We start from the raw sequence: 23,415 nt of genomic DNA, 5'->3' as shown, positions 1-23,415 counted from the left end.
TTTTTCAATGCGCGGCAGGTTCCTTCGCAAAAATCTTCTGACGGCCCTGCTGCTCGCTCCGGCGACGCTGTGGCTCGTCGTGTTCCTGGTCTTGCCGTTCGTCGCCATCGCCGTCTTCAGCGTCGGTGAGCGGGCACCCGAGGGCGGCTACCAGGCAGCGTTCACCTTCGCTCAATATGCCAACCTGCCGGCACGGGCGACCGCCTTCTGGAACACGATGGTGCTGGCGCCGGTCGGCGCGCTGGCCTGCCTCCTCGTCGGCTATCCTGTCGCCTACTACCTGGCGCTGCGCGCGCCGCAGCGCTGGCGGCTGATCCTGCTCGCGCTGATCGTCATCCCGTTCTGGACCAGCCTTCTGATGCGCACCTATGCCTGGATGTACATCCTTGGCGGGCGCGGCATTCCCGCCCTGCTCGCCTATATAGGCATCGAGGATCTCAGGCTGATCAACACGCCTGGCGCGGTGCTGCTCGGCATCGTCTATGGCTATCTGCCGCTGATGATCCTGCCGATTTATGTCAGCCTCGAGCGGCTCGACCGGCGGCTGCTCGAGGCTTCCGCCGATCTGGGTGCTACGCCGCTATCGACCTTCCTCGGCGTCACGCTCCGGCTGTCGTTGCCGGGCGTGATGACCGGATTTTCGCTGGTGATGATCCTGCTGCTCGGCGAGTATCTGATCCCCACGCTGCTTGGCGGCGGCAAGGTGTTCTTCATCGGCAACGCCTTGGTCGACCTCTTCCTGCAGTCACGCAACTGGCCGTTCGGATCGGCGATTGCCATCACGCTGGTGCTGGTCTCGGTCGTGGTGCTGATCATCGCCAACCGCATCTCGACCCGGCTTTCCGGCGCCCGCCGCGTGGACCTGATCTGATGCGCGCCTTCGTCGTTGCCGTCTTTGCGTTCCTCTATCTGCCGATCGCGCTGGTCGTGCTGTTCTCCTTCAATGCCGGCCACCACGCCAGCGAGTTCACCGGCTTCTCCGAGCAATGGTACGGCAAGGCGCTGTCGAACCCGTTCCTGGTCGAGGCGCTGAAGAACAGCCTGTTCATCGCCACCACCAGCGCGCTGCTCGCGGCTTTCTGCGGCACTGCCGCGGCGCTCGGGCTGCAGCGTGTCGGCGCGCGGACAAGGGGCGTGTTCGACGCATTGCTGGGTGCCGCGATCGTTGTGCCGGGTGTGGTCATCGGCATTTCGACGCTGGTAGCCCTGGTGCAGCTCTTCGCCGTCGTCAATCCGTTCCTCGCTTCGGTTTGGCCGACCGACCAGCCGCCGCGCCTGGCGCTCGGCTACGGCTCGATCATCGCCGCGCACGGCCTGTTCTCGATGGCGCTGGTGACGATGATCGTCGGCACGCGGCTCAGCAGCCTTGACCGCAACCTGGTCGAGGCCTCGAGCGATCTCTATGCGACACCGTTGACGACGTTCCGCTCGATCGTGCTGCCGCAAATCATGCCGGCGGTGATTGCCGGTTTCCTGCTCGCCTTCACCTTCTCCTTCGACGACTTCATCATCGCCTTCTTCGTCGCCGGCGCGCAGACGACTTTGCCGATCTATGTCTTTGCTTCGATCCGACGCGGCGTGACGCCGGAGATCAACGCCATCGCGACGATCGTGCTCGCCGCCTCGGTGCTGCTCGTCCTGCTCGCGCAATGGCAGCTCGGCCGACGAAAACCATCGCCTTGAAAGACAGATCCATGATTTTGAAAGATCGCATCGCCGTGGTGACGGGCGCCGGGTCGGGCATCGGGCGCGCCGGCGCCATGATCATGGCGCGGGAAGGGGCTGTCGTGGTGATCGCCGACCGGGATCCGGCGGCAGGCGAGGCCACGGCGGCCGCTATCCGCGCAGCCGGCGGCCGCGCCGAAGCGGTTGCGACTGATGTCGGCAACGACACGGCGGTCGAGGACCTCATAGCGGGAACGCTCGGCAAGCACGGCCGGATCGATATCCTGCACAGCCATGCCGGCATCCAGGTCGGCGGCACGCTGACGGAAGTCAGCACCGACGGCATGGACGCGTCGTGGCGGATCAATGTGCGGGCGCAGTTCCTCGCGGCGAAGACCGTCATGCCGGCGATGATCGCGCAGGGCGGCGGCGTCATCCTCAACACTGCGTCCAATTCCGGCGTCTTCTACGATCGCGAGATGATCGCCTATGCCACGTCCAAACATGCGGTGGTGGCGATGACCAGGCAGATGTCGCTCGACTACGCCAAGCACAATGTGCGCATCAACGCGCTCTGTCCGGGCTGGGTCGACACGCCGTTCAACGAGCCGTTCATCACCCAGATGGGCGGGCGCAACGCAATTGAAAACTATGTCCGTACCAAGATCCCGATGGGGCGCTGGGCGAGCGCGGAGGAGATCGCCGAAGCAATCCTGTTCCTGGTCTCCGACCGCTCGTCCTTCATGACCGGCCAGGCGCTGGTCGTCGACGGCGGCGAAAGCATCGGCTGAGGCGCGCTTGGCGAGCGATCTACCGGTCGACGGGATTTCCAAATGCCGGATCGCGGCGTCGCGAGTAGGTGTCGATACGCGGCAGATCGTCGGAAAATTCCAGCCAGGGCAGACGCAGCCGCCAATAGGCGTGGGCTTGTGGCCGAAACCGCTCCGGATGGTCGAAGAAGCCGATGGTGACATAAAGCTCGTCGTTCAGACCCTCGTCGCGATAGGCGATCGAGGTGCCGCATTTCTCGCAGAAGCTGCGGACGATGCCCTGGGTCTTCGAGAATTCCCTGGGCTGGCCGCGGGTCAAGCGGAACTGGTCCGGCCGGTAACCGATCCAGATGGTCAGCGGGCTTCCGATCGCCCGGCGGCAGTCGTCATCATGGTCGAAGCAGATCCAGAACGGATCGCCCTGCATCTCGGCCGCGATCGCCCCGCAAAAACATGCCCCCGTTTCGATCCTGCATTCCATCTCATCGCTCCTGATCGTGCTGAATTCCGTCGGCCGCGCTGTGCGCTGGTGGCGTGCTCAGTGGGAACATCAAAACCGGCAGCGAGTTCCTTTGGCCGTGCAACGCGCGGAGTGGTCCCAGCGGGTGGGCTTGCGCCCGAAGCAACGATCGGTCAAACCATAGGCCAGGTTCCGTGAAGAGGTTGCCGTGCAAATGGAAAAAAGCCGCTCCGGCTCTCGGCTGTTTTCAATTTCGGCCGCAAGAAACCGTCTTTCGGCGGGGCATCACTAGTCATGCGCTGTTGCCGGCACGAGAATCTGCAACGCGCGGAAGAGACCAAGGTCGGTTCCCACGTCGTTCGCGACGGCTGGACCGAGGGGGTATGCGGAGTGCTCGATCCGGCCTGTTGGCCGGCCATCAGGCGGGCGTCCGTCGTTCAGATCACGTAGCTTACTCAGCGCTCAAACCGAAACGGACATGCCCGCCGAAGCGACTTCTCCTTCGTACGGACATGACCGATGCCTGACAAACTGAATTCCTCATTTCCCAGTGCCGATCCGCAAAGCTGGCTGACCACGCATGGAATAAGCGAGGTCGAGTGCCTCGTGCCCGATGTCAACGGTGTGCTGCGCGGCAAGGCCTTGCCGGCGGCCAAGTTCCTGAAGTCGCTCGAGGACCGTGCGCTCTACCTGCCGAGCAGCGCTTTCCTGGTCGCGATCGACGGCCGCTATTCCGGCTCCATCGATGAAGGGTTCGCGTATCAGGACCCCGACATGCGCATGGTGCCCGACCTGTCGACGCTCAGCGTTGCGCCCGGCGGCAGGGCCGGCAAGGCCTATGTCTTTGCCGATACGTTTCACATGGACGGACGGCCGTGGATGGCTTCGCCGCGCCATGTGCTGAGGGCCGTGCTCGATCTTTACCGCCGGCGCGGCTGGCACGCCGTGATGGCGCCGGAGCTCGAATTCTACCTCACGGCACCAAATCCCGACCCGGATCGGCCGCTGACCGCGCCAGTCGGGCGCAACGGACGGCCCGAAAGCGTGCAGCATCCCTACGACATGCAGGCGCTGGAGGAGTTCGAAGCGGTGACGCGTCACCTTTATGACCACGCCGCGGCCGCCGGCCTGCCCCTCGACACGCTGATCCACGAATCCGGCACGGCGCAGCTCGAGATCAACTTCCTCCATGGCGACCCGCTGGCGCTGGCCGACAAGGTGCTGTTGTTCAAGCGCATGGCCAGGCAGGCGGCGCAGGCGAGCGGTATGCACGCCACCTTCATGGCGAAGCCGATCGCGACGCAGGCCGGCAGCTCGATGCATCTTCACATGTCCATCGTCGACGAGCGCGGCGAGCCCCTGTTTGCCGGCAAAGACGGCGAGGACACAGAAATGTTCGCGCACTTCATCGGGGGCCTGCAGAAATACGTGCCTGAAATCATGCCGCTGTTTGCACCGAACGTGAACTCGTATCGCCGCATCCGGCCGGGCCACAGCGCGCCGGCCAATATTGAATGGTCGCATGATAACCGCTCCTGCGGCTTGCGGGTGCCAATGGGCGGGCGCGCCGCGCGGCGGGTGGAGAATCGGCTGCCCGGCGCCGACGCCAATCCCTACCTCGCCATGGCCGGCTCGCTCATCGCCGGATATCTCGGCGTCGAGGAGAAGCTGGCCCGCTCGCCGGAGGCCTTCGGCAACGCCTATCGCAGCCAGAGCACGCTGCCCAAGACCATGGAGGAAGCGCTCGACCGTTTCGCCGCCTGCGAGCCGGTGCGGGTGCTGCTCGGGGAGGATTTCTTCCAAACCTATCTGCGCGTGAAAAGCGTAGAGCTCGACCTGTTCCAGACCGTGGTGACGTCGTGGGAACGCGACCATCTGCTGCTCAAGGTGTGACCATGGCTTCGACGGGTTTCAATTCCGGTCTTGATATCGGCAAATCCTATTATGTGGCGACTGCCAATGCGGCGCCGGACCATCCGGCGCTTACCGGCGATGCAGAAGCCGACCTGGTGGTCGTCGGTGGCGGCTGCACCGGGCTTTCGGCGGCGCTCCATGCGGCCGAACGCGGCCTTAAAGTGGTGCTGCTCGAAGGCGGCAAGATCGGCTGGGGTGCCTCTGGGCGCAATGGCGGCCAGATAATCCCCGGTCTGCGCAAGGGCGCCAAGGAGCTGGTCAGGGCGTTCGGGCCGGAGCGGGCGAAGGCGCTGTTCGACCTCGCCTTCGAGGCGCGAGGCTTGGTGCTCGACATTATCGAGCGCCACGGCATCGAGTGCGACTTGCGGCTGACCGGCCATCTGGTCGGCGCGGTCAACGGCTCCGACATGCGCGAATTCGAGGAGGAGGCCGAGTGCCTCGCCAAGGTGATGGACTTCCCGCATGTCGAGATCCTGTCGGCGGCGGAGGCGCGGCGCATGGTCGATACGCCTTATCTCGGTGCATCCTTCGAGACGCTCGGCGGACACATGCATCCGCTGAACTACACGCTGGGGCTCGCCGGGGCCGCTTCTGCCGCTGGCGTCACCATCCACGAGAACTCGGTCGCCGTCCGGCTGGAGCGCGAGCCCGCTATCCGGGTGTTCACCGACAAGGGTTCGGTCCGTGCCAGGCATGTGGTGCTGGCCGGCGATGCGCTGCTCAACGGGCTCGAGCCGCGCGTCAACAGCCGCATCATGCCGATCGGCAATTACATCGTCGCTACCGAGCCGTTGGGCGCGCGCAACGTCATCCCGTCCAACGCTGCGGTTTCGGACACGCTTTTCGTGGTCAATTACTACCGCATGTCCGCGGATGGCCGCCTGCTGTTCGGCGGCGGCGAGCGCTATACGCCTTCGCCGCCGGCCGACATTGCCGGCTTCGTGCGGCCGCATATGGAAAAGACCTTTCCGCAGCTTAGGGGGTGCCGGATCGACCATGCCTGGGGCGGGCTCGTGTCTGTGACGACGTCGCGCCTGCCGCATGTCGGGCATTATGGCGAGGTCTATTTCGCGCATGGCTATTCCGGCAAGGGAGTCATCCTGTCGACGCTGTCGGGCAAGCTGCTCGCGGAAGCGATCACCGGCGATGCCTCGCGGCTCGACCTGTTCTCGACGCTGACGCCGCTGCCGTTCCCCGGCGGCACGGCGCTGCGCGGGCCGCTCTATGTGCTCGGCATGCTGTGGTATGCGATGCGCGATCGCCTCAGGCATTGAGCGCCGACTTTCCCGTCGGTGCCGGCGACGAATCCGGCGCGGAACTGCACGTCTTCGGCCGAAAGTCAAATCGTCGGCTCGCTAGGTGTCGCGGTTGGTCAGCGCGATGTGGCAGCAGCCGGAGCCGTGGCCCGGCGTCCAGGTCACGTTGGCGAAGCGCACGCCGGTTGCTTCGAACAGTCCGCGGTCGAAGGCGCCGGCGATGCGGCAGAGCGTGGCAAGCTTTTCGTCGCTGACGCCGGCCTCGACCCACGCATCCTTCAGCGGGCAGCGCTTCACCTTGAAAGCGATGCGGTCCGGCCCGCGCTCGACGTCGGTCGGATACATGCGCCCGCCATCCGGGCTGATGGAAAGGAACGCCTCGCCGATCGCCAGCGCATCATTGGGGCCGAAACCGGCGAAAGCGGCCGCTGCAACTTCCCGGCCGCGCTTTTCGATGGTGCGGATCATTAATGCTTCGGCCTTCTCGGCGCCAAGCTCGGCGGTCAGCTCATCGAGGAAGAGGCGATAGAGATCGCCCCGGTTGCGAAAGGCGGAGTCGAGCTCGCGCGACAGGTTTTCGGCAATGGCTGCGGCGGAGTCGGTCATGGTGTTTTGATCCTATTCAGCCTCGGGGTTGCCGCCACCAGCGCCTTGCCGACCGCCGATTGCGGGCTGGCGATGACGGTGCGGGCGTCGCCGCTCTCGGCGACCCGGCCGGCATCGAGGAGAACGATGCGATGCGCGAGGGCGCGGATTACGCCGAGATCATGCGAAATGAAGAGATAGGCGATCTGTTCCTGTCTTTGCAGGTCGAGCAGCAAGTCCAGGATCTGTCCGCGCACCGAAACGTCGAGCGCCGAGACCGCCTCGTCGAGGACGATCAGCGACGGTCGGGTGGTGATGGCGCGGGCGATCGCTACCCGCTGGCGCTGGCCGCCGGAAATCTCGTGGATCGCGCGCGCGGCAAGGCCGGCATCGAGGCCGACACGCTCCAAGAGAGCTGCGATGCGGCGCGGGCGCTCCGAGCGCGAGGCGATGCCGTGGATGCGCAACGGGTCGTCCAGCGCACGCGCCACCGTGGAGCGCGGGTTAAAGGCGGCGAGCGGATCCTGGAAGACCATCTGGAGGCGGGCACGGCGGGCGCGCAACGCGGCGCCCGACAAGATAAGCAAGTCCGCGCCCTCGAATTGGATGCGCCCAGCGTCGGGCTCTAGCAGGCGCAGTACCAGCCGCGCAATCGTCGACTTGCCGCTGCCGGACGGGCCGGCGACGGCCAGCGTTTCGGCCGGGCCGATCTCAAACGAGACATCGTCGACCGCCGCAAAAGGTTTGCCGCCGCGGCGATAGCGCTTGGAGAGATTGGAGACGGCGAGCACGGTCATGCCGAGGCGCCTTGCCGGTCAAGAAGCGGCTTGGCGTCGAGGCCGAGATGGGCATCGAGCAGCATGCGCGTATAGGCATGGCGCGGCGCGTTGAGGATCTGGTCCGTGTCGCCCAATTCGACCAACTCGCCATGGCGCAGCACCGCGATGCGTTCGGCGAGCGTGGCGGCGAGCGCGATGTCGTGGCTAATGAAGGCGAGCGTCAGGCCGTCCTCGTTGACCAGCCCGCGGATCAGGGAAACGATCTCGGCCTGGACGATGGTGTCGAGCGCGCTGGTCGCCTCGTCGGCAATCAGCAGTTTCGGGGCGGCGGCGATGGCCGCGGCGATTGCAACGCGCTGCTTCTGGCCGCCGGACAGCTGGTGCGGATAGGCGCGCAAGGCGGCTTCGGAGTCGGGCAAGCGGACGCGTCCGAGCAGGGTTTTGGCTTTGGCATAGGCCTCGCGCCAGGTGAGGTTGAGATGCGTGCGTGCGACCTCGGCGATTTGCTTGCCGACCGGCATCACCGGGTCGAGGCTGACGGAGGGGTCCTGGAAGACGAAGCCGATGTCGCGGCCACCTAAGGGCTGAAAATGCGAAGCTGTCACGGAATGAGACGATCGAGGTTTCTGCCACTCGATCGAACCTCCAACCTCGGCCGCTTCCGCCAACAATCCCGCAACCGCCAGCGCCAGCGTGCTCTTGCCCGAGCCGCTCTCACCGATGATCGCAAGGCGTTCCCCGGCTTCCACATCAAGGCTGATGCCCTTCAGCGCCGTTACCTCGACGCCCTCGCGCCGATACCGCACCGTCAGATCGCGGATCGAAAGCAGCGCAGTCACGAGAGGCTCCTGCGTACCGCGGTGCTTTCCACCACGCCCTCGCCGGCGAGGTAAACGCCGAGAACGGTCAGCACCAGCGCGATACCGGGAACGATCGACAGGAAAGGCGCGGTGCGCAAGACAGTGCGGCCTTCGGCGATCATGCCGCCCCAGGTGACGCGGTTGGGATCACCGAGGCCGAGGAAGGAAAGCGCTGCTTCGGTGAGGATGGCGGCCGCGACGATCACCGAGGAAAGCGCCAGCACCGGCGGCAGCGCATTGGGCAGCACCTCGCGAAAGGCAATCTCGAGCGGATGCATGCCGATGACGCGAGCGCCGGCGACATAGTCGCGCTCGCGGATCGACAGCACTTCCGCGCGCGCCACCCGCGCCGGCCCGGTCCAGGCGCCGAGCGCGATGGCCGCGATCACCACACCAAGCGAGGGGCCGACGATGCTGACGAACGCCAGCGCCAGCAAAAAACTAGGCACGGTCTGGAAGGCGTCGGTGATGCGCATCAGCACCTCGTCGATCAAGCCGCCGGCGAAACCGGCCAGCGTGCCCACCACCGCGCCGACCAGAAGCGCAGCTGCGGCCGCCGCTAGTCCAACCGCCAGCGAGGTGCGCGCGCCGTGGAAAAGTTCGGCCAGCACGTCGCGGCCGAGCCGGTCGGTGCCGAGCGGCAGCGACCAATTTTGCAACGGCGGCAGCAAGGCCGGGCCGGCGATCGCTTGCGGGTCGCCCGGAAAGAGCAGCGGCGCTGCCAGCGCGATCGCGACGAGCAAGGTGAGGATGAGTGCGCCGGCGATCGCTTCCGGCGTCTGGAAAAAGCGATGCAGCCTCTTCATGCGACCGCCTCGCCGGCACCGACGCGCGGATCGAGGAAGGCGTAGGCGAGATCGACCAGGAGGTTGATGACGATAACGAGCACGGCACTCACCAAAATGATGCCGAGCAGCAGCGGCGTGTCGCGTCCGGCGACGGCTTCCTGCGCCAGCCGGCCGAGGCCGGGGACGGCAAAGACGCTTTCGATGACAACGCTGCCGCCCAGCATCTGCGCCGATTGCAAGCCGAGCATGGTGACCAGCGGCAGCAGCGCGTTGCGGGCGACATGCGCAAGCACGATGCGCCGGCGCGGCAAGCCCCTGGCACGGGCGGCAAGCACGAAATCCTGCCGCCAGGCTTCCGCCATGCCGGCGCGCATCATGCGCAGATAGAGCGCGAGATAGATGAAGCCGAGCGCCGAGACCGGCAGCACAAGATGGGCGGCGATGTCGCGGGCCCGCGCCACCCCGGTCTTGGCCGATGCGACGGTCTCGAAGCCGCCGATCGGCAGCCAGCGCAGGTCGACGGCGAAGACGACGATCAGCACAAGGCCGAGCCAAAAGCCCGGCACGGCGTAGAGCGCCAGCGAGCCGATCGACAGGAAGCGGTCGCGAAAGCTGCCGGGACGCGCACCGGCATAGATGCCGAGCGCCGAGCCGAGGCCGAAGGAGAGCGCGGTGGCGCTGCCCATCAGGATGAGCGTGCTCGGCAGGCGTTCGAGGATGACGTCGCGGATCGGCCGCGAGAAGGTGACAGACTGGCCAAGGTCGAGGTGCAAGAGCGCCCAGAGATAGTTGGCGAGCCGGGTCAGCTCCGACTGGTCGAGGCCCCAGCGGTGGCGCAGCAATTCGATCATGCCGGCATCGCCGCCGGTCGAGACGATATAGGCGTCGACCGCGTCGCCGGGGGCAGCTTCGAGCAGCAGGAAGCTGCCGATGACGACGATCAGCAGCACGAAGACGCTGCCGACGAGACGGCGGCGCAGGAGGGTGAGGGCTCGGGTCATGGCGACGCCATATCAGGGCCAACCCTTGGATGCCGCGTCCGGCAGGACAGAGGGGCGCGCGACGGAACTCTCATTCTCAAAGCTCAGCACCCAGGCAGGCAATCCGCAAGTGCGGATCAACCCGCCAAAAAGGTGTCCGCCCAGTTCGATACCGCCCAGCGCGGGTTGTTGGCGATGTTGCCGACAGTGTCGCGGGCGACGGAAATGAAGCTCCACTCGGCGACGTTGATCAGCGGCAGGTCGGCCGCCACCATTTTCTGGAATTCCTTGTACAGCCCGGTGCGGGCGGATGTGTCGAGCGTCTCTGACGCTTTGGCGATCAGCGCATCCAGGTCGGCGTTCTTGTAGCCACCCTGGTTGGAGAAGGGCACGCCGTCGGGGATGCCGCTCTGCACCAGGATGGTGGTCGAGATCGCCGGGTCGCCTCGGAACACCGGCGGGCCGACGGCGAGGTCGAAGGCATGGTCGGTATAGACCGCCTTCATATGGGCGGCCGAGTCGTTATTGACGATTTGGGCGTCGATGCCGATTACGGCCAGCGCCTGGCGCAGGTAATCGCCGAACTGCTTGGTCTCATTGAAGTAGGGCGCCGGCAGCAGCTTCAGTGCAAAGCGCTTGCCGTCGTCGGCCCGTTTGTAGCCGGCCTCGTCGAGCAGCTCGTTGGCCTTGGCGACGTCGAAGGGGTAGATCGGGACGTCAGCAGTGTAGAATTGCGGATCGTTCTTCGGCACCGGACCGGTTGCGGTCGCGGCGTAGCCGAGGAAAATTGTCTTGACGACGAAATCCTTGTCGATGGCATGCGCGATCGCCTGCCGCACTTTCAGGTCCGCCAGTTCCTTGCGGCGATGGTTGATCTCGACGACGAGCTGGTAGGTCAGCCCCTCATAGCCCTTGGTGATGACCTTCAGGCCCGGCACCTTTGAGATGCGGTCGAGGTCGGCGAGCGGCACGGCGGAGAAGGCGGCGAGCTGGATTTCTTCCGCCTCGAGCGCCGCAGCCGCAGAGGTTCGGTCGGGCAGCACCTGGTAGACGATCTCGTCGAGATAGGGCTCGTCCTTGTCCCAATAGGCATCGTTCCGCGCAAGCCGATAGTACTGGCCGGCCTTATATTCGGCGAATTTGAACGGACCGGTGCCGACCGGAGCGTTGTTGGCCGGGTTGTCCTCGATCTTGCCCACCTCATAGACGTGCTTCGGCACGACGCTGCTCAATGCCGGCAGCGCGTTGCGGATCAGCTGGAACGGCGTCGGCTTGGCGAATTTGAACACGGCCGTCAGCTTGTCGGGCGTGTCGACGGCTTCAAGGTCCTTGAACACCGTGCGGCCGAGATTCTGCAGAGGCTTCCAGACCTGCAGCGCGGAGAAGGCGACGTCGGCGGAGGTGAAGGGCTTGCCGTCATGCCATTTGACGCCGTCGCGCAACTTGAAGGTCACCGACCGGCCGTCGGCCGCGCCTTCCCAGGAAAGCGCAAGGCGCGGCTGAAGCCCGTCCTTGCTGTCGAAGGAGGCCTCGGCCAGCGTCTCGACCACCTTGCTGGAGATGAAGAAGACGCCGTTGGAAGCGACAATAGCCGGATTGAGGTTGCGCGGCTCGGAGTCGGCGGCCACGATCAGCCTGCCGCCCTTCTTCGGCGTCTGCGCCCGGCCGATGGCCGGCAACGCGGTCGAGGCCAGAAGCAGTGCCGAGCCGGCCAGCAGGCCGCGGCGTGAAATCGGCAATCCGGACATCCTCAAGCTCCCCTCTTCACCCGCGACCGGCGCGGGCAACCTCAAAATCAGCGGGATTATGGCCCTTGGCAAAGGTTTCGCCAGAGACGGATTTGGCGCATGCTGGCTTGGCTCTGAAATTTTCGTCCGCTGGACCAGTTATATTCGGTCTGCGGTCGCGACTATCTGGTAGGACCAGACTAAGCCGTACGCGGTCTCAAGCCAAGTAGGAGAGGGCGGGATCAGCCGGATGCTGTCAACGCTGGCTGGACCAGAACGGTCAAGATGGTTCAGATTTGGCCGCAAACGGCAGTTTCAGGATGTTTGACTGCTTGAGCGACCGAGGAAATCAGGGAGGGAAAGATGAACATCGCTCCGGGCAAAACCGAGGCCAGCGGCATCCCGTTCGACCAGGTTCGGGTGGACCGGCTGATGGAGGAGACCGGCATCGATGTGCTTTTCGCCACCTCCAAGCACAACACGCAATATCTGCTTGGCGGCTACAAGTTCATCTTTTTCGCGGCGATGGACGCCATCGGCCATAGCCGCTACCTGCCGATCGTCCTCTATGAAAAAGGCGGGCCGGAGCATGCTGCCTATATCGGCAACAAGATGGAAGGCGGCGAGCACGAGAACCATCCGTTCTGGACACCGACATTGCATGCAGCCTGCTGGGGCACGCTCGACGCTGCCAACCTTGCCGTCGAGCATCTGCAGAAGATCGGCAAGGGTGCTGCCCGCATCGGCATCGAGCCTGCTTTCCTGCCCTCGGACGCTTACTCGCTGATCCGCAAGGCCTTGCCGGATGCAAAGCTGATCGATGCCACCGGCATGCTGGAGCGCATGCGCGCCGTCAAGACCGAGGCCGAACTGGAGAAGCTGCGCATCGCCTCCGAACTGATCACCGATTCGATGCTGGCGACGATCGCCTGGGCGCGCGAGGGCACGACCAAGACCGACATCATCGAGCAGTTACGGCGCGAGGAGACCAATCGCGGCGCGCATTTCGAATATTGTCTGCTGACACTGGGTGCCAGCCACAACCGTGCTGCGTCGAGCCAGGCGTGGAAGCAGGGCGAGGTGCTGTCGATCGATTCCGGCGGCAACTATCACGGCTATATCGGCGACCTCTGCCGCATGGGTATTCTTGGCGAGCCGGATGCCGAGCTCGAGGATCTGCTGTCCGAAATCGAGTCGGTGCAGCAGGCCGCGTTCTCCAAGGTCAAAGCCGGCACGCTCGGCGGCGACATGATCGCGCATGCCGAGAGCGTGCTGAAGGCTTCCAAGGTCGCGGCCTATACGGATTTCTTCGCCCACGGCATGGGGCTGATCACGCATGAAGCGCCGTTTTTGATGACCAACCATCCGGTCACCTATGAAGGCACCTATGCGGCCAAGCCGCTGGAAAAGAACATGGTGCTTTCGGTCGAGACCACCATGCTTCACTCGACGCGCGGCTTCATCAAGCTCGAGGATACCGTGGCGGTGACCGACACAGGCTATGCGATGTTCGGCGATCGCGGGCGTGGGTGGAACAGGGGTGGGGTAGCCTAGAGCGCGCTCGGGAAACCAATCACTCCGAATGACCGAGTTCAAACCTCGGGGCGGCTTCTGGATTGATGGGAAACAAGCTTCGTCGTGCGCGCCCGCCATCCCGGGTGTATCTTGCTGACTTGAGTTGTGGCCCGGCGCCTCCTACCAGACCGATTACGTCGGGCCGGTAGCAGGAGGAAGTTATGGCAGACGTAGCATCAAGAAATCAGAACTCCGAGCTCATTCGGCGGGGTTACGCCGCCTTCAACTCCGGAGACATGGACACGCTTGCGCAAATCATCGACGAGAAATGCACGTGGCACAGCCCGGGAAGGAATCCGATCGCCGGGGACTACAAAGGCCGTGAGGCGACTTTTGCCCAGTTCGGCCGTTATGGCGGGCAAACCCTTGGCACCTTCAGGGCGAATCTTCTGCATGTCATGGAAAGTGAGGACGGACGTGTAGTCGGCGTCCATCGCAATACCGGGGAACGCAACGGCAAACAGCTTGAAGTGCTCTGTTGCATCGTCTTCGACATCAGGGCCGGCAAGGTAGTCGATGGCCGGGAACACTTCTACGACCTCTACGCCTGGGATGCATTCTGGGCTTAGCCTGGAGGTGCTATTCGCGGCAACTCGCACGAGACTGTTCGCGATGCCTTCGCACACCTGTTCGCCGGGCCCCGTACATACCTCGAAAGGTGATTGCCAAGCAAACCGGTGGGCGAATAACGCCCGCAAGCGATTTGCCATCAATTGCTTGCCTCTCGCGGCAGCAGCTTGAAATCCGGCAGGTCACGCAGCGCCAGCTCGGGGCCGGCCGGCGAATAGACGACGAAAAGCTGCATCGGCTGATCGCCCGTGTTGAGCGTCGAGTGGAAGCGGCTTTCCGGCACATAGACGGTGCAGCCGGGACCGACCTTGGCGACCACCGGATTGCCCTTCTCGTCCTCGACCACCTGTTCGCCATGGCCGGAAATCACGAAGATGATCTCCTCCGCGCCTGGGTGGTTGTGGCGGGTGTGCCCCTTGCCGGGCGGCAGGTCGACGACGCCGCCGGAGAAGCGCTCCGCGCCGTTCACTTCCGGCGCGACCGTGAGCGCCAGCTTGCCCCAGTCGAAGCCGAAGGCGCTGACCTCCTTCGGATAAACGAACACCTTGCTCTTGTCGGCCATTGCCTCATCCCTTGCTAGTTGCTGGCATTTTCGCTTTGCCGATTGCCGCTGCCTTGAAATCCGCCGTCTGCCTGGCGATCGCCGCCTCGGCCGGCAGCCGTTCCATCGAGCTTGCGCCGTAGAAGCCGTGCAGTCTTTCGCCGCGCTCGAGGATGTAGCGCGCGTCATGGGGCATGGAGATCGGCCCGCCATGGCAAAGCAGGATGACGTCCTTGCGCACCGAGCGCGCGGCGTCGGCAATGGCGTCGATCTCCTCGACGCAGGCATCCAGCGACTTCGCCGAGGTCGCGCCGATCGAGCCGCCTGTGGTCACGCCCATATGGGCTACGACCACGTCGGCGCCCGCTTTGGTCATGGCGCGCGCCTCGTCGGGGTTGAAGACGTAAGGCGTGGTGAGCAGGTCGAGCTTGTGCGCCTCGGCGATCATGTCGACCTCGAGGCCAAAACCCATGCCGGTCTCCTCGAAACTCTGCCGCATGGTGCCGTCGAAGAGGCCGACGGTCGGAAAATTCTGCACGCCGGAAAAGCCCATCGTCTTCAGTTCGGCGAGAAACAGCGGCATGATGACGAAGGGGTCGGTGCCGTTGACGCCGGCCAGCACCGGCGTCTTCTTTACCACCGGCAGCACCTCATAGGCCATTTCCTTGACGATCTCGTTGGCATTGCCATAGGCGAGCAGGCCGGCGGCCGAGCCGCGCCCGGCCATGCGGTAACGGCCGGAATTGTAGATGATGATGAGATCGATGCCGCCGGCTTCCTCGGCCTTGGCGGACAGGCCGGTACCGGCACCGCCGCCGACGATCGGCACGCCATCGGCGATCATCTTGCGGAACCTTTCCAGTATGGTTTTGCGCGGGATGGCGGCCATGTTTGTCGGATCTCACTTCTTGGCGATGTCGAGGAAAGCCTCGGCCGCGGCCTTGGCGAATGCAGGATCGTTGATGTGCAGCGGCAGGCGCGTCACGATACGGTTCCCGGTCGGCTTGATGGTGTGCTCGATGGCCTCGAACAGCGCCGCATCGGCTTGCGGATCGAAGAAGGCGCCGCCTTCGACATCGAGCGCCGACACGCCTTTTTCCGGGATCAGGAAGCGCACCGGGCCGTCGCAACGGGCGAGGCGGCCGCCGATCCATTCGCCGATCCGGCGGCTCTCCTCGGCGGTAGTGCGCATCAGCGTGACATTCGGATTATGCTCATAGAACAGCCGCCCGCGATATTTGTCGGGAATGGTCGGCGGCGCCCAGAAGTTCACCATGTCGAGCGCGCCGACCGAGCCGACATAGGGCAGTTTCGTGCGAGCAATGGCGCCGAAGCGGTCCTCCGTCGCCGGCAGCACGCCGTCGAACAGCAGATCGCAGACCTCGGTTGTGGTGATGTCAAGGACGCCGGCGAGCAGGCCGCTATCGGCAAGCTTCTCCATCGAGCGGCCACCTGTGCCGGTCGCATGGAAGACCATGCAGTCATAGTCGGCGCGCAAGCGCTCGACGATTGCCGTGACACAGGGCGTGGTGACGCCGAACATGGTCAAGCCGAGCGCCGGCTTGCCGGCAGTCGACGGGGCCGGCCTCGCCGCCATGCCGGCGATCGCCTGGGCGGCGTTGTGCAGCACGACGCGCGACAGACGATTGAGGCCGGCCATGTCGGTTACCGACGGCATCATGACGATGTCGGAGACATCGACGTAAGGCGCGGTATCGCCGGAGGCCAGCGTCGAGACCATGATCTTCGGTAGACCGAGCGGTAGCGCGCGCATCCCGGCGGTGACAATCGATGTGCCGCCGCCGCCGCCAATGCCGATCACGCCGGCGACGTCGTCGCGCGATTGGATGAAGCGGATAAAGGCGACACCCATGCCGGCAACGGCGGGTCCGCGGTCGTCAGTGCCGAGCACGGCGCCGGCTCCATCGGGATGATGCGCGGCGACCTCGCTTGCCGCGACATCCACCGGGACGGTCGCGCCGCGTGTGCCGATATCGACGCGGACGACCGAGCCGCCGCCGGCGGCGACGGCGTCGGCCAGGAAGGCAAGCTCCTCACCCTTGGTGTCGGCGGTGCCGACCACATAGATACGCTTCATTCGCCTTTCCCCGTCGTCTCCTCGGTTAGCCGGCCTGCTCGGCGGTGCGGCCTGCCGCTTCGGGCCCGGCGCTTGGTCCGGCCATTGCAATTTTTTGAGACGCGCGTATCGTATTGATATGGATGTCTCACGTCAACAAGCCGCTTCCGATGACGCCGAGCAGCTGAGAGCCGGGAAGGGGGCCCGCGCCCGTACCAGGCGGCTGATGCTGGAAACGGCGACGCGGCTGATGCAGTCCGGCGCGACGCCTTCGGTCAGCGAGGTTGCAGAGGCTGCGGAAGTGTCGCGCGCGACCGCCTATCGCTACTTTCCGAGCCAGGCCGCGCTGGTGCAGGCGGTCGTCGACGAGGGGCTCGGACCGATCCTGACCTGGAAATCGAATTCGAAAGATCCGGAACAGCGGGTTGCCGAACTCTTCGCCTCCGCCATGCCGCGCATCGAGGCTTTCGAGGCGACGTTCAAGGCGGCGCTCAAGCTTTCGCTCGACCAGTGGGCGAGACGGCAGGCTGGAACGCTAGGCGCCGAACCGGCTTTCAAGCGCGGCCATCGGATCGACCTCCTGAAGGACGCGATCGCTCCGCTCAAGGGTCAGCTCAAGCCGCGCCAGTTCAAGCGTCTTGCCCAGGCGCTGTCGATGATGTTCGGTGTCGAGGTGCTGATCGTGCTGAAGGATATGTGGGGGCTGGACAGCCGTGACATGATGGCGGTCGCCGAGTGGGCGGCGGGCGCGCTGGTGCGCACGGCGGTGGCGGAATCAGGAGCGAAGGCGACTGGAGGTTCGGCATCAGCTGAAATAGACATGTCCTGAATCTGGTTCGACCAGATTGGAGAGGATGTCAACAACAATGAGTGCAATACACCGCTGGAGACAAGGTCTCCGCATATCAAGGAGTACGAAAAATTATAGAAAACAGAGGGATATCGCTTTGAGCGGCTCGTGGAGCCGTTTTGGACTGCACAAGAAAGAACTTGACGTCCCTCTTGAATTGGTAATACCAGATCAGGACGCGTAAAGCGGAGCGAAGGTGAAGGTTGCGATCGATTTTTCCGGTCGGGCGAGGAGGCCCGAAACCGGAAAATGCCGTCACGGGAGGAACTGCCAGGGCCGACCGCTATGCCGGCCCGCATGACAAGGTAGAAGGCGCACAAGGGAGGAAAACTATGCGCAAGATAGTGACCAGCGTGATCGCTGGTATCGGGCTGGCGCTTGCCTGCGGGACATCCGTCCGCGCGCAAGACAAGGAACTCACCATCTTCTGGGCGGAATGGGATCCGGCGAACTATCTGCAGGAACTCGTCAACGACTACACGGCCGAGACGGGCGTGAAAGTCACGGTGCAGACCACGCCGTGGCCTGATTTCCAGACCAAGGCCTTCACCGAGTTCAACGCGCATGGCGACGCCTACGACATGGTGGTCGGCGACTCGCAATGGCTGGGCGCCGGCTCGACGCAGGGCCACTATGTGGATCTGACCGACTTCTTCAACAAGCATAAGCTTGGCGATGTGATGGCGCCCGCCACCATCAAATATTATGCCGAGTACCCGGGCGGTTCCGGCAAGTACTGGGCGATCCCGCTGGAAGGCGATGCGATCGGCTGGTCTTACCGCAAGGACTGGTTCGAGGACCCGAAGGAGAAGGAAGCCTTCAAGGCGAAGTACGGCTACGACCTCGATGTTCCCAAGACCTATGCGCAGCTGCGCGACATCGCCGAGTTCTTCCATCGTCCGGACCAGAAGCGCTACGGCGTCGCGATCTACACCGACAACTCGTATGACGCGATGGCGATGGGCGTCGAAAGCGCGATCTTCAGCTATGGCGGCGATCTCGGCGACTACGCGACCTACAAGGTCGACGGCATCACCAATTCCAAGGAGGCCGTCGCCGGCCTCGAAATGTACAAGGAACTCTACAAATTCACGCCTCCCGGCTGGGGCAAGACGTTCTTCGTGGAAGACAACCAGGCCATCACCGGCGGGCTCGCCGCGATGAGCATGAACTTCTTCGCCTTCTTCCCGCCGCTGGTGAACAAGGCCACCAACCCCTACGCCGACGTGACCGGCTTCTTCGCCAACCCGGCCGGTCCGGACGGCAAGCGGTTCGCCGCTCTCGGCGGCCAGGGCATCTCCGTCGTCTCGTACTCGAAGAACAAGGACGAGGCGATGAAATTCCTTGAGTGGTTCATCAAGGACGAGACCCAGAAGAAGTGGGCCGAGCTCGGCGGCTATACCTGCAGCCAGGCCGTGCTTAAGTCGGAGGCCTTCCAGAACGCTACGCCGTATAACAAGGCCTTCTACGACACGATGTTCATGGTCAAGGACTTCTGGGCAACGCCTGAATATGCCGAAGTGCTCGATCAGCTGAACCAGAACATCTATCCGTTCGTGGTCGGCGGCAAGGGCACCGCCCAGGAAGCGCTCGACAAGACCGCCGCCGACTGGAAGGCGACGTTCACCAAATACAACCGCTACAAGTAGGCGTCACAGTCAGAACGCCGGAGGAGGGTTTCCCCTCCGGCATTCCTGTTTTTCAGGGAGAACGACCGTTGGCTTCGGTAGCCCTTACCAATCTTGATCCAGCATCCAGGGCCGCCGCGCGAGGCTGGTCGGATCTGACCATCCGCAACATGTTCATCATCCCGACGCTGGTTTTCCTCATCGTCTTCAACATTTTTCCGCTGATCTATTCGCTCGGCTATTCCTTCACCAACTTCGCCGCGAACCGCAGCGAGCCCTGGCAGTTCGTCGGCCTGCAGAATTACCGCGAGCTGCTCAGCGACGGTCACATCTGGTCGAACTTCGTCATCACCGCGAAATATGTGATCGTGTCGGTGGCCGGGCAGATGATCGTAGGCTTCGGCCTCGCGCTTCTGCTCAACCGCAGCTTTCCGATGAAGGGCCTGATCACGACCTTGCTGTTGCTGCCGATGATGATGTCGGCGGCGGTCGTCGGCCTGTTCTGGCAGCTGCTCTACAGCCCGTCCTGGGGACCGATCAACTACGTCTTCGGCCTCGGCGACTTCGCCTGGCTCTCCAATCCCGACAGCGCCCTCTACGCCGTCGCGATCACCGACATCTGGATGTGGTCGCCCTTCGTCATGCTGCTGTCGCTCGCCGGTCTGTCGGCGGTGCCGCAGCACCTCTACGAGGCCGCGGCGATCGACCGCGCCAGCTGGTGGTACACCTTCACCCGCATCACGTTGCCGCTGGTCTCGCCGATCCTTTTGATCGCGCTGATCTTCCGCACCATGGAAGCCTTCAAGACCTTCGACATCGCCTACACGATGACGACTCAGCCGACCGCCGAGCTGATCGCGATCCGGCTCTACAAGCAGGCCTTCCAGCAGTGGGACACCGGCAAATCCTGCGCGCTCGCCTACATCGTGCTGATCATGGTGCTGGCCATCACCAACCTCTACGTGAAGTATCTCAACAAGGTGAAGGAGCGCTGAGATGGCCGCTGTCCGCACTTCTTCCGAGGTCGCGCTCAACCGTGTCGCCATCGCCGCGGTGCTGATCGCCACGCTGGTCTTCCTCGCACCGATCTACTGGATCGCCTCGACGGCATTCAAGCCGAAGGAGCTCGCCGTCAGCGTGCCGCCAACCGTGCTGTTCGAGCCCGAGGTGACGCCGTTCGTGCGGCTCTTCACCAAGCGCGTGCAGATGCAGAAGACCGTCGACCCGCAAGTCTACGAAGCCGCGCCCTGGTGGGAAAAGCGCATCTACGACGGCGGCGAGCGGGTGCTGAAGGTCGGCAAGGATGTGCAGCTTTCGCAATATCCCGACCGGTTCATGAACAGCCTGATCGTGGCGGTGGTCAGCACCGTTCTCGCCGTCGGCATGGGAACCTTCACCGCCTACGGCTTCTCGCGTTTCAAGATTGCCGGCGAGGCGGACCTTCTGTTCTTCATCCTCTCGACGCGCATGCTGCCGCCGGTGGTCGTCGCCATCCCGATGTTCCTGATGTACCGGGCAGTTGGCCTCAACGACTCCCATATCGGCCTGATCATCCTCTACGTCGCCTTCAACCTGTCCTTCTCGGTCTGGCTGATGAAGGGCTTCATGGATGAGATCCCGAAAGAGTATGAGGAGGCAGCACTTGTCGACGGCTATACGCGCATGCAGGCCTTCTTCAAGATCGTTCTGCCCGAGGCCGCAACCGGCATCGCCGCCACCGCCGTGTTCTGCTTCATCACCGCCTGGAACGAGTACGCCTTCGCGCTGATCATGACCAACCGGCGCGCCCAGACGGCGCCGCCCTTCATCCCGTCGCAGATCGGCTCCGGCCTGCCGGACTGGACCACGATCGCGGCGGGCACGTTCCTGTTCCTGCTGCCGGTTGCGATCTTCACCTTCCTGCTGCGCAACCACCTGCTTCGCGGCGTGACTTTCGGAGCGATCCGCAAATGAGTTTTCGCGCCGTCAACGAGAAGTACCTTTTGCCGGCATCGCAGATCCTCATGGTGCTCGGCATCGTCGCGCTCTGCCAGCCATGGAGCCTCAGCCTGCATTCCTATGGGGTGACGATCATCCTGATCGGGCTGATCGGCTTCAACATCACGTCGAAAATCGCACCGGAGCAGAGAGAGGAAACCGGCGCCGTGACGCATGAGGGGGCCGGGCAGTGACGCAGATCGAACTTCGCGGCATCGAGAAATTCTTCGGTGCGGTCCAGGTCATCCATAATCTGAACCTCGCCATCGCCGACAATGAGTTCATCGTGCTGCTTGGACAGTCGGGCTGCGGCAAGACGACGACGCTGCGCGCGATTGCTGGGCTCGAGACGATCGATAAGGGCGACATCCTGATCGACGGCAAGGCGGTGCAGCATCTGAAAGCCGCCGACCGCGACATCGCCATGGTGTTCCAGTCCTTCTCGCTCTATCCGCATATGACGGTGTTCGAGAACATCGCCTTTCCGTTGCGGGCCACGCGGATGAGCAGCGGTGAGGTCGACACCTCGGTGCGCGAGATCGCACGGGTGTTGCGGATCACCGACCTGCTCGACAAGCGGCCGTCTGCGCTTTCGGGCGGCGACATGCAACGCGTGGCGATCGGCCGCGCGCTGGTGCGGCGGCCGAAGGCGATGCTGATGGATGAGCCGATCGGCGCGCTGGACGCCAAGCTGCGCGAGGAAATGCGGGCCGAGATCAAGCGGCTGCACATCAAGCAGGGATCGACCACGATTTATGTCACCCACGACCAGATCGAGGCGATGAGTCTGGCCGACCGCATCGTCATCATGCACGAGGGCTTCATCCAGCAGGTCGGCACGCCGGACGAGGTCTACTCGCATCCGGCAAACCTGTTCGTGGCGCAATTCGTCGGCAGCCCGGTGATGAACATCGCCGAGGCGAGCGTCACCGATCAGGCCGGCGCCGCCTCCGTCACCGTCGGCGGTGCGCCGACGGGTTTCGAGTTCCCGCGCGAGCTCCTCTCCAGGCTCAACGGGCATTCCAATGGTGGCTTGACGCTCGGCATCCGTCCGGAAGGCGTGCTCGTCCGGCATGATGCCGCTCCTGGCTACGTGCCGGTCGAAGCGCAAATTATCGAGCCGCTCGGCTCCTTCGACATTGTCGACCTCAAGGTCGGCTCCAAGATGCTGCGCGCCCGCACCAAGGCCGGCTACGTGTCGGGTCCGGGCGAGAAGGTTCATGCCCGCATCGACCCCGAGCAGGCGCATTTCTTCGACACGGCAAGCGGCAAGTCGCTGGGAGTAAGGCTGTAATGGCCCATATCGAACTGAAGAACATCACCAAGAAGTTCGGCGGCCATACCGCGCTGACGGGTCTCAACCTCGATATCGCCGATGGCGAGTTCTTCGTGCTTTTGGGCGAAACCGGCGCCGGCAAGACGACGACGCTCCGGATGATCGCCGGCCTCGAGAAACCGACCGAGGGCCAGGTCTTCATCGACGGCGTCGACGTCGCCGACTGGAGCGCGGCCGAGCGCGACGTGGCCTTGGTGCTGCAGCAATATTCGCTCTATCCGCGCTACACGGTGCGGCAGAATCTCGAGTTTCCGCTGAAGCCAAAGATCCGCCGGCTGCCGGATGCCGAGATCAAGGACCGCGTCGCGCGCGCCGCCCGCACGCTGCGCATCGAGCACCTGCTCGACCGCAAGACCGACCGGCTCTCCGGTGGCGAGATGCAGCGGGTCTCGATCGGCCGCGCGATCGTGCGCAAACCACGCGTGTTCCTGATGGACGAGCCGCTGTCGGCGCTCGACGCCAAGCTACGCGAGGCGCTGCGCACGGAGTTGAAGAACCTGCAGATGCAGCTCGGTGCCACCTTCCTGTTCGTCACCCACGACCAGATCGAAGCGATGTCGATGGGCGACAAGGTCGGCGTGCTGAACCATGGCCGCATCGTGCAGACCGGCACGCCGCAGGAGATCTACAACAATCCGCGCGATACCTATGTCGCAAGCTTCGTCGGCTCGCCGCCGATGAACCTCATCGACGGCAAGCTGGTCGACGACCGCGCGGTGATGGCGCCGATGAGTTTCGAATTGCCGGTTGGCGGGGGCGCCAGGGTTTCTTGGGGGCTAAAGACGAGCGGCGCGAGCGACGGTCGCCCGCTCGTCTTCGGCATCCGTCCGGAGGACGTCTATCTGGAAGGCGGCGCGCCGGTCGAGGCTAAGGTCCACGACATCGAGAACCACGGCGTCGAGAAGATCGTGACGCTGAGGGTCGGCGACACGATGCTGAGAGCCACCGTGCCGGCGAGAACCGCCGTCGAGATCGAGCAGCCGGTCCGCTTTGCCTGGAACGCGGACAAGGTGGTGCTGTTCGATAAGGGCACCGGCGTCAGCTTGCGGCACGCCGGATAGCGGGCGGACCGGCCGA

24 protein-coding genes are annotated in these 23,415 nt (G+C 64.1%); 14 read left to right on the top strand and 10 right to left on the bottom strand.

The genetic code is table 11. The annotated features are described in order from the left end of the window. The first annotated feature begins 7 nt into the window (after positions 1-7). The 3 genes from A9K71_RS02820 to A9K71_RS02810 are packed head-to-tail and all read left to right on the top strand — an operon-like array spanning position 8 to position 2,456. A complete protein-coding gene (locus tag A9K71_RS02820) occupies positions 8-871 on the top strand; it encodes an ABC transporter permease (RefSeq protein WP_066990457.1) in 864 nt (287 codons plus the stop codon). Continuing rightward, positions 871-1,683: an ABC transporter permease gene (locus A9K71_RS02815; protein ID WP_066990030.1), complete on the top strand. Its 813-nt coding sequence runs from the start codon at positions 871-873 to the stop codon at positions 1,681-1,683. The genes A9K71_RS02820 and A9K71_RS02815 overlap by 1 nt, the downstream gene beginning before the upstream one ends. Before the next feature lie 11 nt (positions 1,684-1,694). Beyond that, positions 1,695-2,456 (top strand): glucose 1-dehydrogenase, encoded by a 762-nt coding sequence (locus A9K71_RS02810; RefSeq protein ID WP_066990027.1) that lies wholly within the window; start codon positions 1,695-1,697, stop codon positions 2,454-2,456. A 19-nt stretch (positions 2,457-2,475) separates the two neighbouring features. On the opposite strand, the gene A9K71_RS02805 is transcribed toward A9K71_RS02810, so the two are convergent. Next, positions 2,476-2,916: a GFA family protein gene (locus A9K71_RS02805; RefSeq protein ID WP_066990025.1), complete on the bottom strand. Its 441-nt coding sequence runs from the start codon at positions 2,914-2,916 to the stop codon at positions 2,476-2,478. 498 nt (positions 2,917-3,414) lie between these two features. Here A9K71_RS02805 and A9K71_RS02800 point away from each other — a divergent pair, with 498 nt between their 5' ends. Continuing rightward, positions 3,415-4,788, top strand: coding sequence for a glutamine synthetase family protein (locus A9K71_RS02800; RefSeq protein WP_066990022.1), 1,374 nt, complete (start codon positions 3,415-3,417; stop codon positions 4,786-4,788). A 2-nt stretch (positions 4,789-4,790) separates the two neighbouring features. Next, positions 4,791-6,083, top strand: coding sequence for an FAD-binding oxidoreductase (locus A9K71_RS02795; RefSeq protein WP_066990019.1), 1,293 nt, complete (start codon positions 4,791-4,793; stop codon positions 6,081-6,083). Positions 6,084-6,164: 81 nt separating this feature from the next. Here A9K71_RS02795 and A9K71_RS02790 read toward each other — a convergent pair whose 3' ends face one another. The 6 genes from A9K71_RS02790 to A9K71_RS02765 all read right to left on the bottom strand — a co-directional run bounded on the left by A9K71_RS02790 (position 6,165) and on the right by A9K71_RS02765 (position 11,805). Then, positions 6,165-6,671, bottom strand: coding sequence for an L-2-amino-thiazoline-4-carboxylic acid hydrolase (locus A9K71_RS02790; RefSeq protein ID WP_066990016.1), 507 nt, complete (start codon positions 6,669-6,671; stop codon positions 6,165-6,167). Beyond that, entirely contained in the window at positions 6,668-7,447 is a 780-nt protein-coding gene (locus A9K71_RS02785) for an ATP-binding cassette domain-containing protein (protein ID WP_066990012.1), read from the bottom strand. The genes A9K71_RS02790 and A9K71_RS02785 overlap by 4 nt, the downstream gene beginning before the upstream one ends. Then, entirely contained in the window at positions 7,444-8,268 is an 825-nt protein-coding gene (locus A9K71_RS02780) for an ABC transporter ATP-binding protein (RefSeq protein ID WP_066990009.1), read from the bottom strand. Before A9K71_RS02780 ends, A9K71_RS02785 begins: the two co-directional genes overlap by 4 nt. Next, positions 8,265-9,095 carry an ABC transporter permease gene (locus A9K71_RS02775; RefSeq protein ID WP_066990006.1) on the bottom strand — a complete coding sequence of 277 codons (831 nt, stop codon included), beginning with the start codon at positions 9,093-9,095 and terminating at the stop codon, positions 8,265-8,267. The genes A9K71_RS02780 and A9K71_RS02775 overlap by 4 nt, the downstream gene beginning before the upstream one ends. Then, positions 9,092-10,078: an ABC transporter permease gene (locus tag A9K71_RS02770; RefSeq protein WP_066990003.1), complete on the bottom strand. Its 987-nt coding sequence runs from the start codon at positions 10,076-10,078 to the stop codon at positions 9,092-9,094. The genes A9K71_RS02775 and A9K71_RS02770 overlap by 4 nt, the downstream gene beginning before the upstream one ends. Before the next feature lie 116 nt (positions 10,079-10,194). Beyond that, positions 10,195-11,805 carry an ABC transporter substrate-binding protein gene (locus A9K71_RS02765; protein WP_066990000.1) on the bottom strand — a complete coding sequence of 537 codons (1,611 nt, stop codon included), beginning with the start codon at positions 11,803-11,805 and terminating at the stop codon, positions 10,195-10,197. A gap of 342 nt (positions 11,806-12,147) precedes the next feature. On the opposite strand from A9K71_RS02765, the gene A9K71_RS02760 reads away from it, so the two are divergent. Continuing rightward, positions 12,148-13,338, top strand: coding sequence for a Xaa-Pro peptidase family protein (locus tag A9K71_RS02760; protein WP_066989998.1), 1,191 nt, complete (start codon positions 12,148-12,150; stop codon positions 13,336-13,338). 182 nt (positions 13,339-13,520) lie between these two features. Further along, entirely contained in the window at positions 13,521-13,928 is a 408-nt protein-coding gene (locus tag A9K71_RS02755; protein ID WP_066989995.1) for a nuclear transport factor 2 family protein, read from the top strand. Positions 13,929-14,068: 140 nt separating this feature from the next. Here A9K71_RS02755 and A9K71_RS02750 read toward each other — a convergent pair whose 3' ends face one another. The 3 genes from A9K71_RS02750 to A9K71_RS02740 are packed head-to-tail and all read right to left on the bottom strand — an operon-like array spanning position 14,069 to position 16,568. Beyond that, complete coding sequence (locus tag A9K71_RS02750) at positions 14,069-14,491, bottom strand: cupin domain-containing protein (protein ID WP_066989992.1); 423 nt, start codon at positions 14,489-14,491, stop codon at positions 14,069-14,071. Between the two features lie 4 nt (positions 14,492-14,495). Continuing rightward, positions 14,496-15,359 carry a phosphoenolpyruvate hydrolase family protein gene (locus A9K71_RS02745; protein WP_066989989.1) on the bottom strand — a complete coding sequence of 288 codons (864 nt, stop codon included), beginning with the start codon at positions 15,357-15,359 and terminating at the stop codon, positions 14,496-14,498. A gap of 12 nt (positions 15,360-15,371) precedes the next feature. Then, complete coding sequence (locus A9K71_RS02740) at positions 15,372-16,568, bottom strand: Tm-1-like ATP-binding domain-containing protein (RefSeq protein ID WP_066989986.1); 1,197 nt, start codon at positions 16,566-16,568, stop codon at positions 15,372-15,374. A 118-nt stretch (positions 16,569-16,686) separates the two neighbouring features. On the opposite strand from A9K71_RS02740, the gene A9K71_RS02735 reads away from it, so the two are divergent. The 7 genes from A9K71_RS02735 (at position 16,687) to A9K71_RS02705 (ending at position 23,399) form a co-directional block, all read left to right on the top strand. After that, positions 16,687-17,376, top strand: coding sequence for a TetR/AcrR family transcriptional regulator (locus tag A9K71_RS02735; protein ID WP_066989983.1), 690 nt, complete (start codon positions 16,687-16,689; stop codon positions 17,374-17,376). A 353-nt stretch (positions 17,377-17,729) separates the two neighbouring features. Beyond that, positions 17,730-19,046: an extracellular solute-binding protein gene (locus A9K71_RS02730; RefSeq protein WP_066989980.1), complete on the top strand. Its 1,317-nt coding sequence runs from the start codon at positions 17,730-17,732 to the stop codon at positions 19,044-19,046. A 68-nt stretch (positions 19,047-19,114) separates the two neighbouring features. Then, a complete protein-coding gene (locus A9K71_RS02725; protein ID WP_066989977.1) occupies positions 19,115-20,020 on the top strand; it encodes a sugar ABC transporter permease in 906 nt (301 codons plus the stop codon). Between the two features lies 1 nt (position 20,021). Beyond that, complete coding sequence (locus A9K71_RS02720; protein ID WP_066989974.1) at positions 20,022-20,978, top strand: carbohydrate ABC transporter permease; 957 nt, start codon at positions 20,022-20,024, stop codon at positions 20,976-20,978. Continuing rightward, positions 20,975-21,196: a hypothetical protein gene (locus A9K71_RS02715; protein WP_066989971.1), complete on the top strand. Its 222-nt coding sequence runs from the start codon at positions 20,975-20,977 to the stop codon at positions 21,194-21,196. The genes A9K71_RS02720 and A9K71_RS02715 overlap by 4 nt, the downstream gene beginning before the upstream one ends. After that, positions 21,193-22,296 carry an ABC transporter ATP-binding protein gene (locus A9K71_RS02710; RefSeq protein WP_066989968.1) on the top strand — a complete coding sequence of 368 codons (1,104 nt, stop codon included), beginning with the start codon at positions 21,193-21,195 and terminating at the stop codon, positions 22,294-22,296. Before A9K71_RS02715 ends, A9K71_RS02710 begins: the two co-directional genes overlap by 4 nt. Further along, the gene (locus tag A9K71_RS02705) at positions 22,296-23,399 is read left to right on the top strand and encodes an ABC transporter ATP-binding protein (RefSeq protein WP_066989965.1); all 1,104 of its coding nucleotides are present in this window, start codon (positions 22,296-22,298) and stop codon (positions 23,397-23,399) included. Before A9K71_RS02710 ends, A9K71_RS02705 begins: the two co-directional genes overlap by 1 nt. Positions 23,400-23,415 lie beyond the last annotated feature (16 nt).

The organism is Mesorhizobium sp. WSM3873, from assembly GCF_001672445.1.
GTDB lineage: Bacteria > Pseudomonadota > Alphaproteobacteria > Rhizobiales > Rhizobiaceae > Mesorhizobium.
Note: the sequence above shows the minus strand (reverse complement) of the source record. Positions and strands in the feature narration are given on the sequence as shown.

What these genes read in the sequence shown, in the direction of transcription:
- A9K71_RS02820 (WP_066990457.1), top strand. Translation starts at nt 8, where the DNA reads ATGCGCGGCAGGTTCCTTCGCAAAAATCTTCTGACGGCCCTGCTGCTC.
- A9K71_RS02815 (WP_066990030.1), top strand. Translation starts at nt 871, where the DNA reads ATGCGCGCCTTCGTCGTTGCCGTCTTTGCGTTCCTCTATCTGCCGATC.
- A9K71_RS02810 (WP_066990027.1), top strand. Translation starts at nt 1,695, where the DNA reads ATGATTTTGAAAGATCGCATCGCCGTGGTGACGGGCGCCGGGTCGGGC.
- A9K71_RS02805 (WP_066990025.1), bottom strand. Translation starts at nt 2,916, where the DNA reads ATGGAATGCAGGATCGAAACGGGGGCATGTTTTTGCGGGGCGATCGCG.
- A9K71_RS02800 (WP_066990022.1), top strand. Translation starts at nt 3,415, where the DNA reads ATGCCTGACAAACTGAATTCCTCATTTCCCAGTGCCGATCCGCAAAGC.
- A9K71_RS02795 (WP_066990019.1), top strand. Translation starts at nt 4,791, where the DNA reads ATGGCTTCGACGGGTTTCAATTCCGGTCTTGATATCGGCAAATCCTAT.
- A9K71_RS02790 (WP_066990016.1), bottom strand. Translation starts at nt 6,671, where the DNA reads ATGACCGACTCCGCCGCAGCCATTGCCGAAAACCTGTCGCGCGAGCTC.
- A9K71_RS02785 (WP_066990012.1), bottom strand. Translation starts at nt 7,447, where the DNA reads ATGACCGTGCTCGCCGTCTCCAATCTCTCCAAGCGCTATCGCCGCGGC.
- A9K71_RS02775 (WP_066990006.1), bottom strand. Translation starts at nt 9,095, where the DNA reads ATGAAGAGGCTGCATCGCTTTTTCCAGACGCCGGAAGCGATCGCCGGC.
- A9K71_RS02770 (WP_066990003.1), bottom strand. Translation starts at nt 10,078, where the DNA reads ATGACCCGAGCCCTCACCCTCCTGCGCCGCCGTCTCGTCGGCAGCGTC.
- A9K71_RS02765 (WP_066990000.1), bottom strand. Translation starts at nt 11,805, where the DNA reads ATGTCCGGATTGCCGATTTCACGCCGCGGCCTGCTGGCCGGCTCGGCA.
- A9K71_RS02760 (WP_066989998.1), top strand. Translation starts at nt 12,148, where the DNA reads ATGAACATCGCTCCGGGCAAAACCGAGGCCAGCGGCATCCCGTTCGAC.
- A9K71_RS02755 (WP_066989995.1), top strand. Translation starts at nt 13,521, where the DNA reads ATGGCAGACGTAGCATCAAGAAATCAGAACTCCGAGCTCATTCGGCGG.
- A9K71_RS02750 (WP_066989992.1), bottom strand. Translation starts at nt 14,491, where the DNA reads ATGGCCGACAAGAGCAAGGTGTTCGTTTATCCGAAGGAGGTCAGCGCC.
- A9K71_RS02745 (WP_066989989.1), bottom strand. Translation starts at nt 15,359, where the DNA reads ATGGCCGCCATCCCGCGCAAAACCATACTGGAAAGGTTCCGCAAGATG.
- A9K71_RS02740 (WP_066989986.1), bottom strand. Translation starts at nt 16,568, where the DNA reads ATGAAGCGTATCTATGTGGTCGGCACCGCCGACACCAAGGGTGAGGAG.
- A9K71_RS02735 (WP_066989983.1), top strand. Translation starts at nt 16,687, where the DNA reads ATGGATGTCTCACGTCAACAAGCCGCTTCCGATGACGCCGAGCAGCTG.
- A9K71_RS02730 (WP_066989980.1), top strand. Translation starts at nt 17,730, where the DNA reads ATGCGCAAGATAGTGACCAGCGTGATCGCTGGTATCGGGCTGGCGCTT.
- A9K71_RS02720 (WP_066989974.1), top strand. Translation starts at nt 20,022, where the DNA reads ATGGCCGCTGTCCGCACTTCTTCCGAGGTCGCGCTCAACCGTGTCGCC.
- A9K71_RS02715 (WP_066989971.1), top strand. Translation starts at nt 20,975, where the DNA reads ATGAGTTTTCGCGCCGTCAACGAGAAGTACCTTTTGCCGGCATCGCAG.
- A9K71_RS02705 (WP_066989965.1), top strand. Translation starts at nt 22,296, where the DNA reads ATGGCCCATATCGAACTGAAGAACATCACCAAGAAGTTCGGCGGCCAT.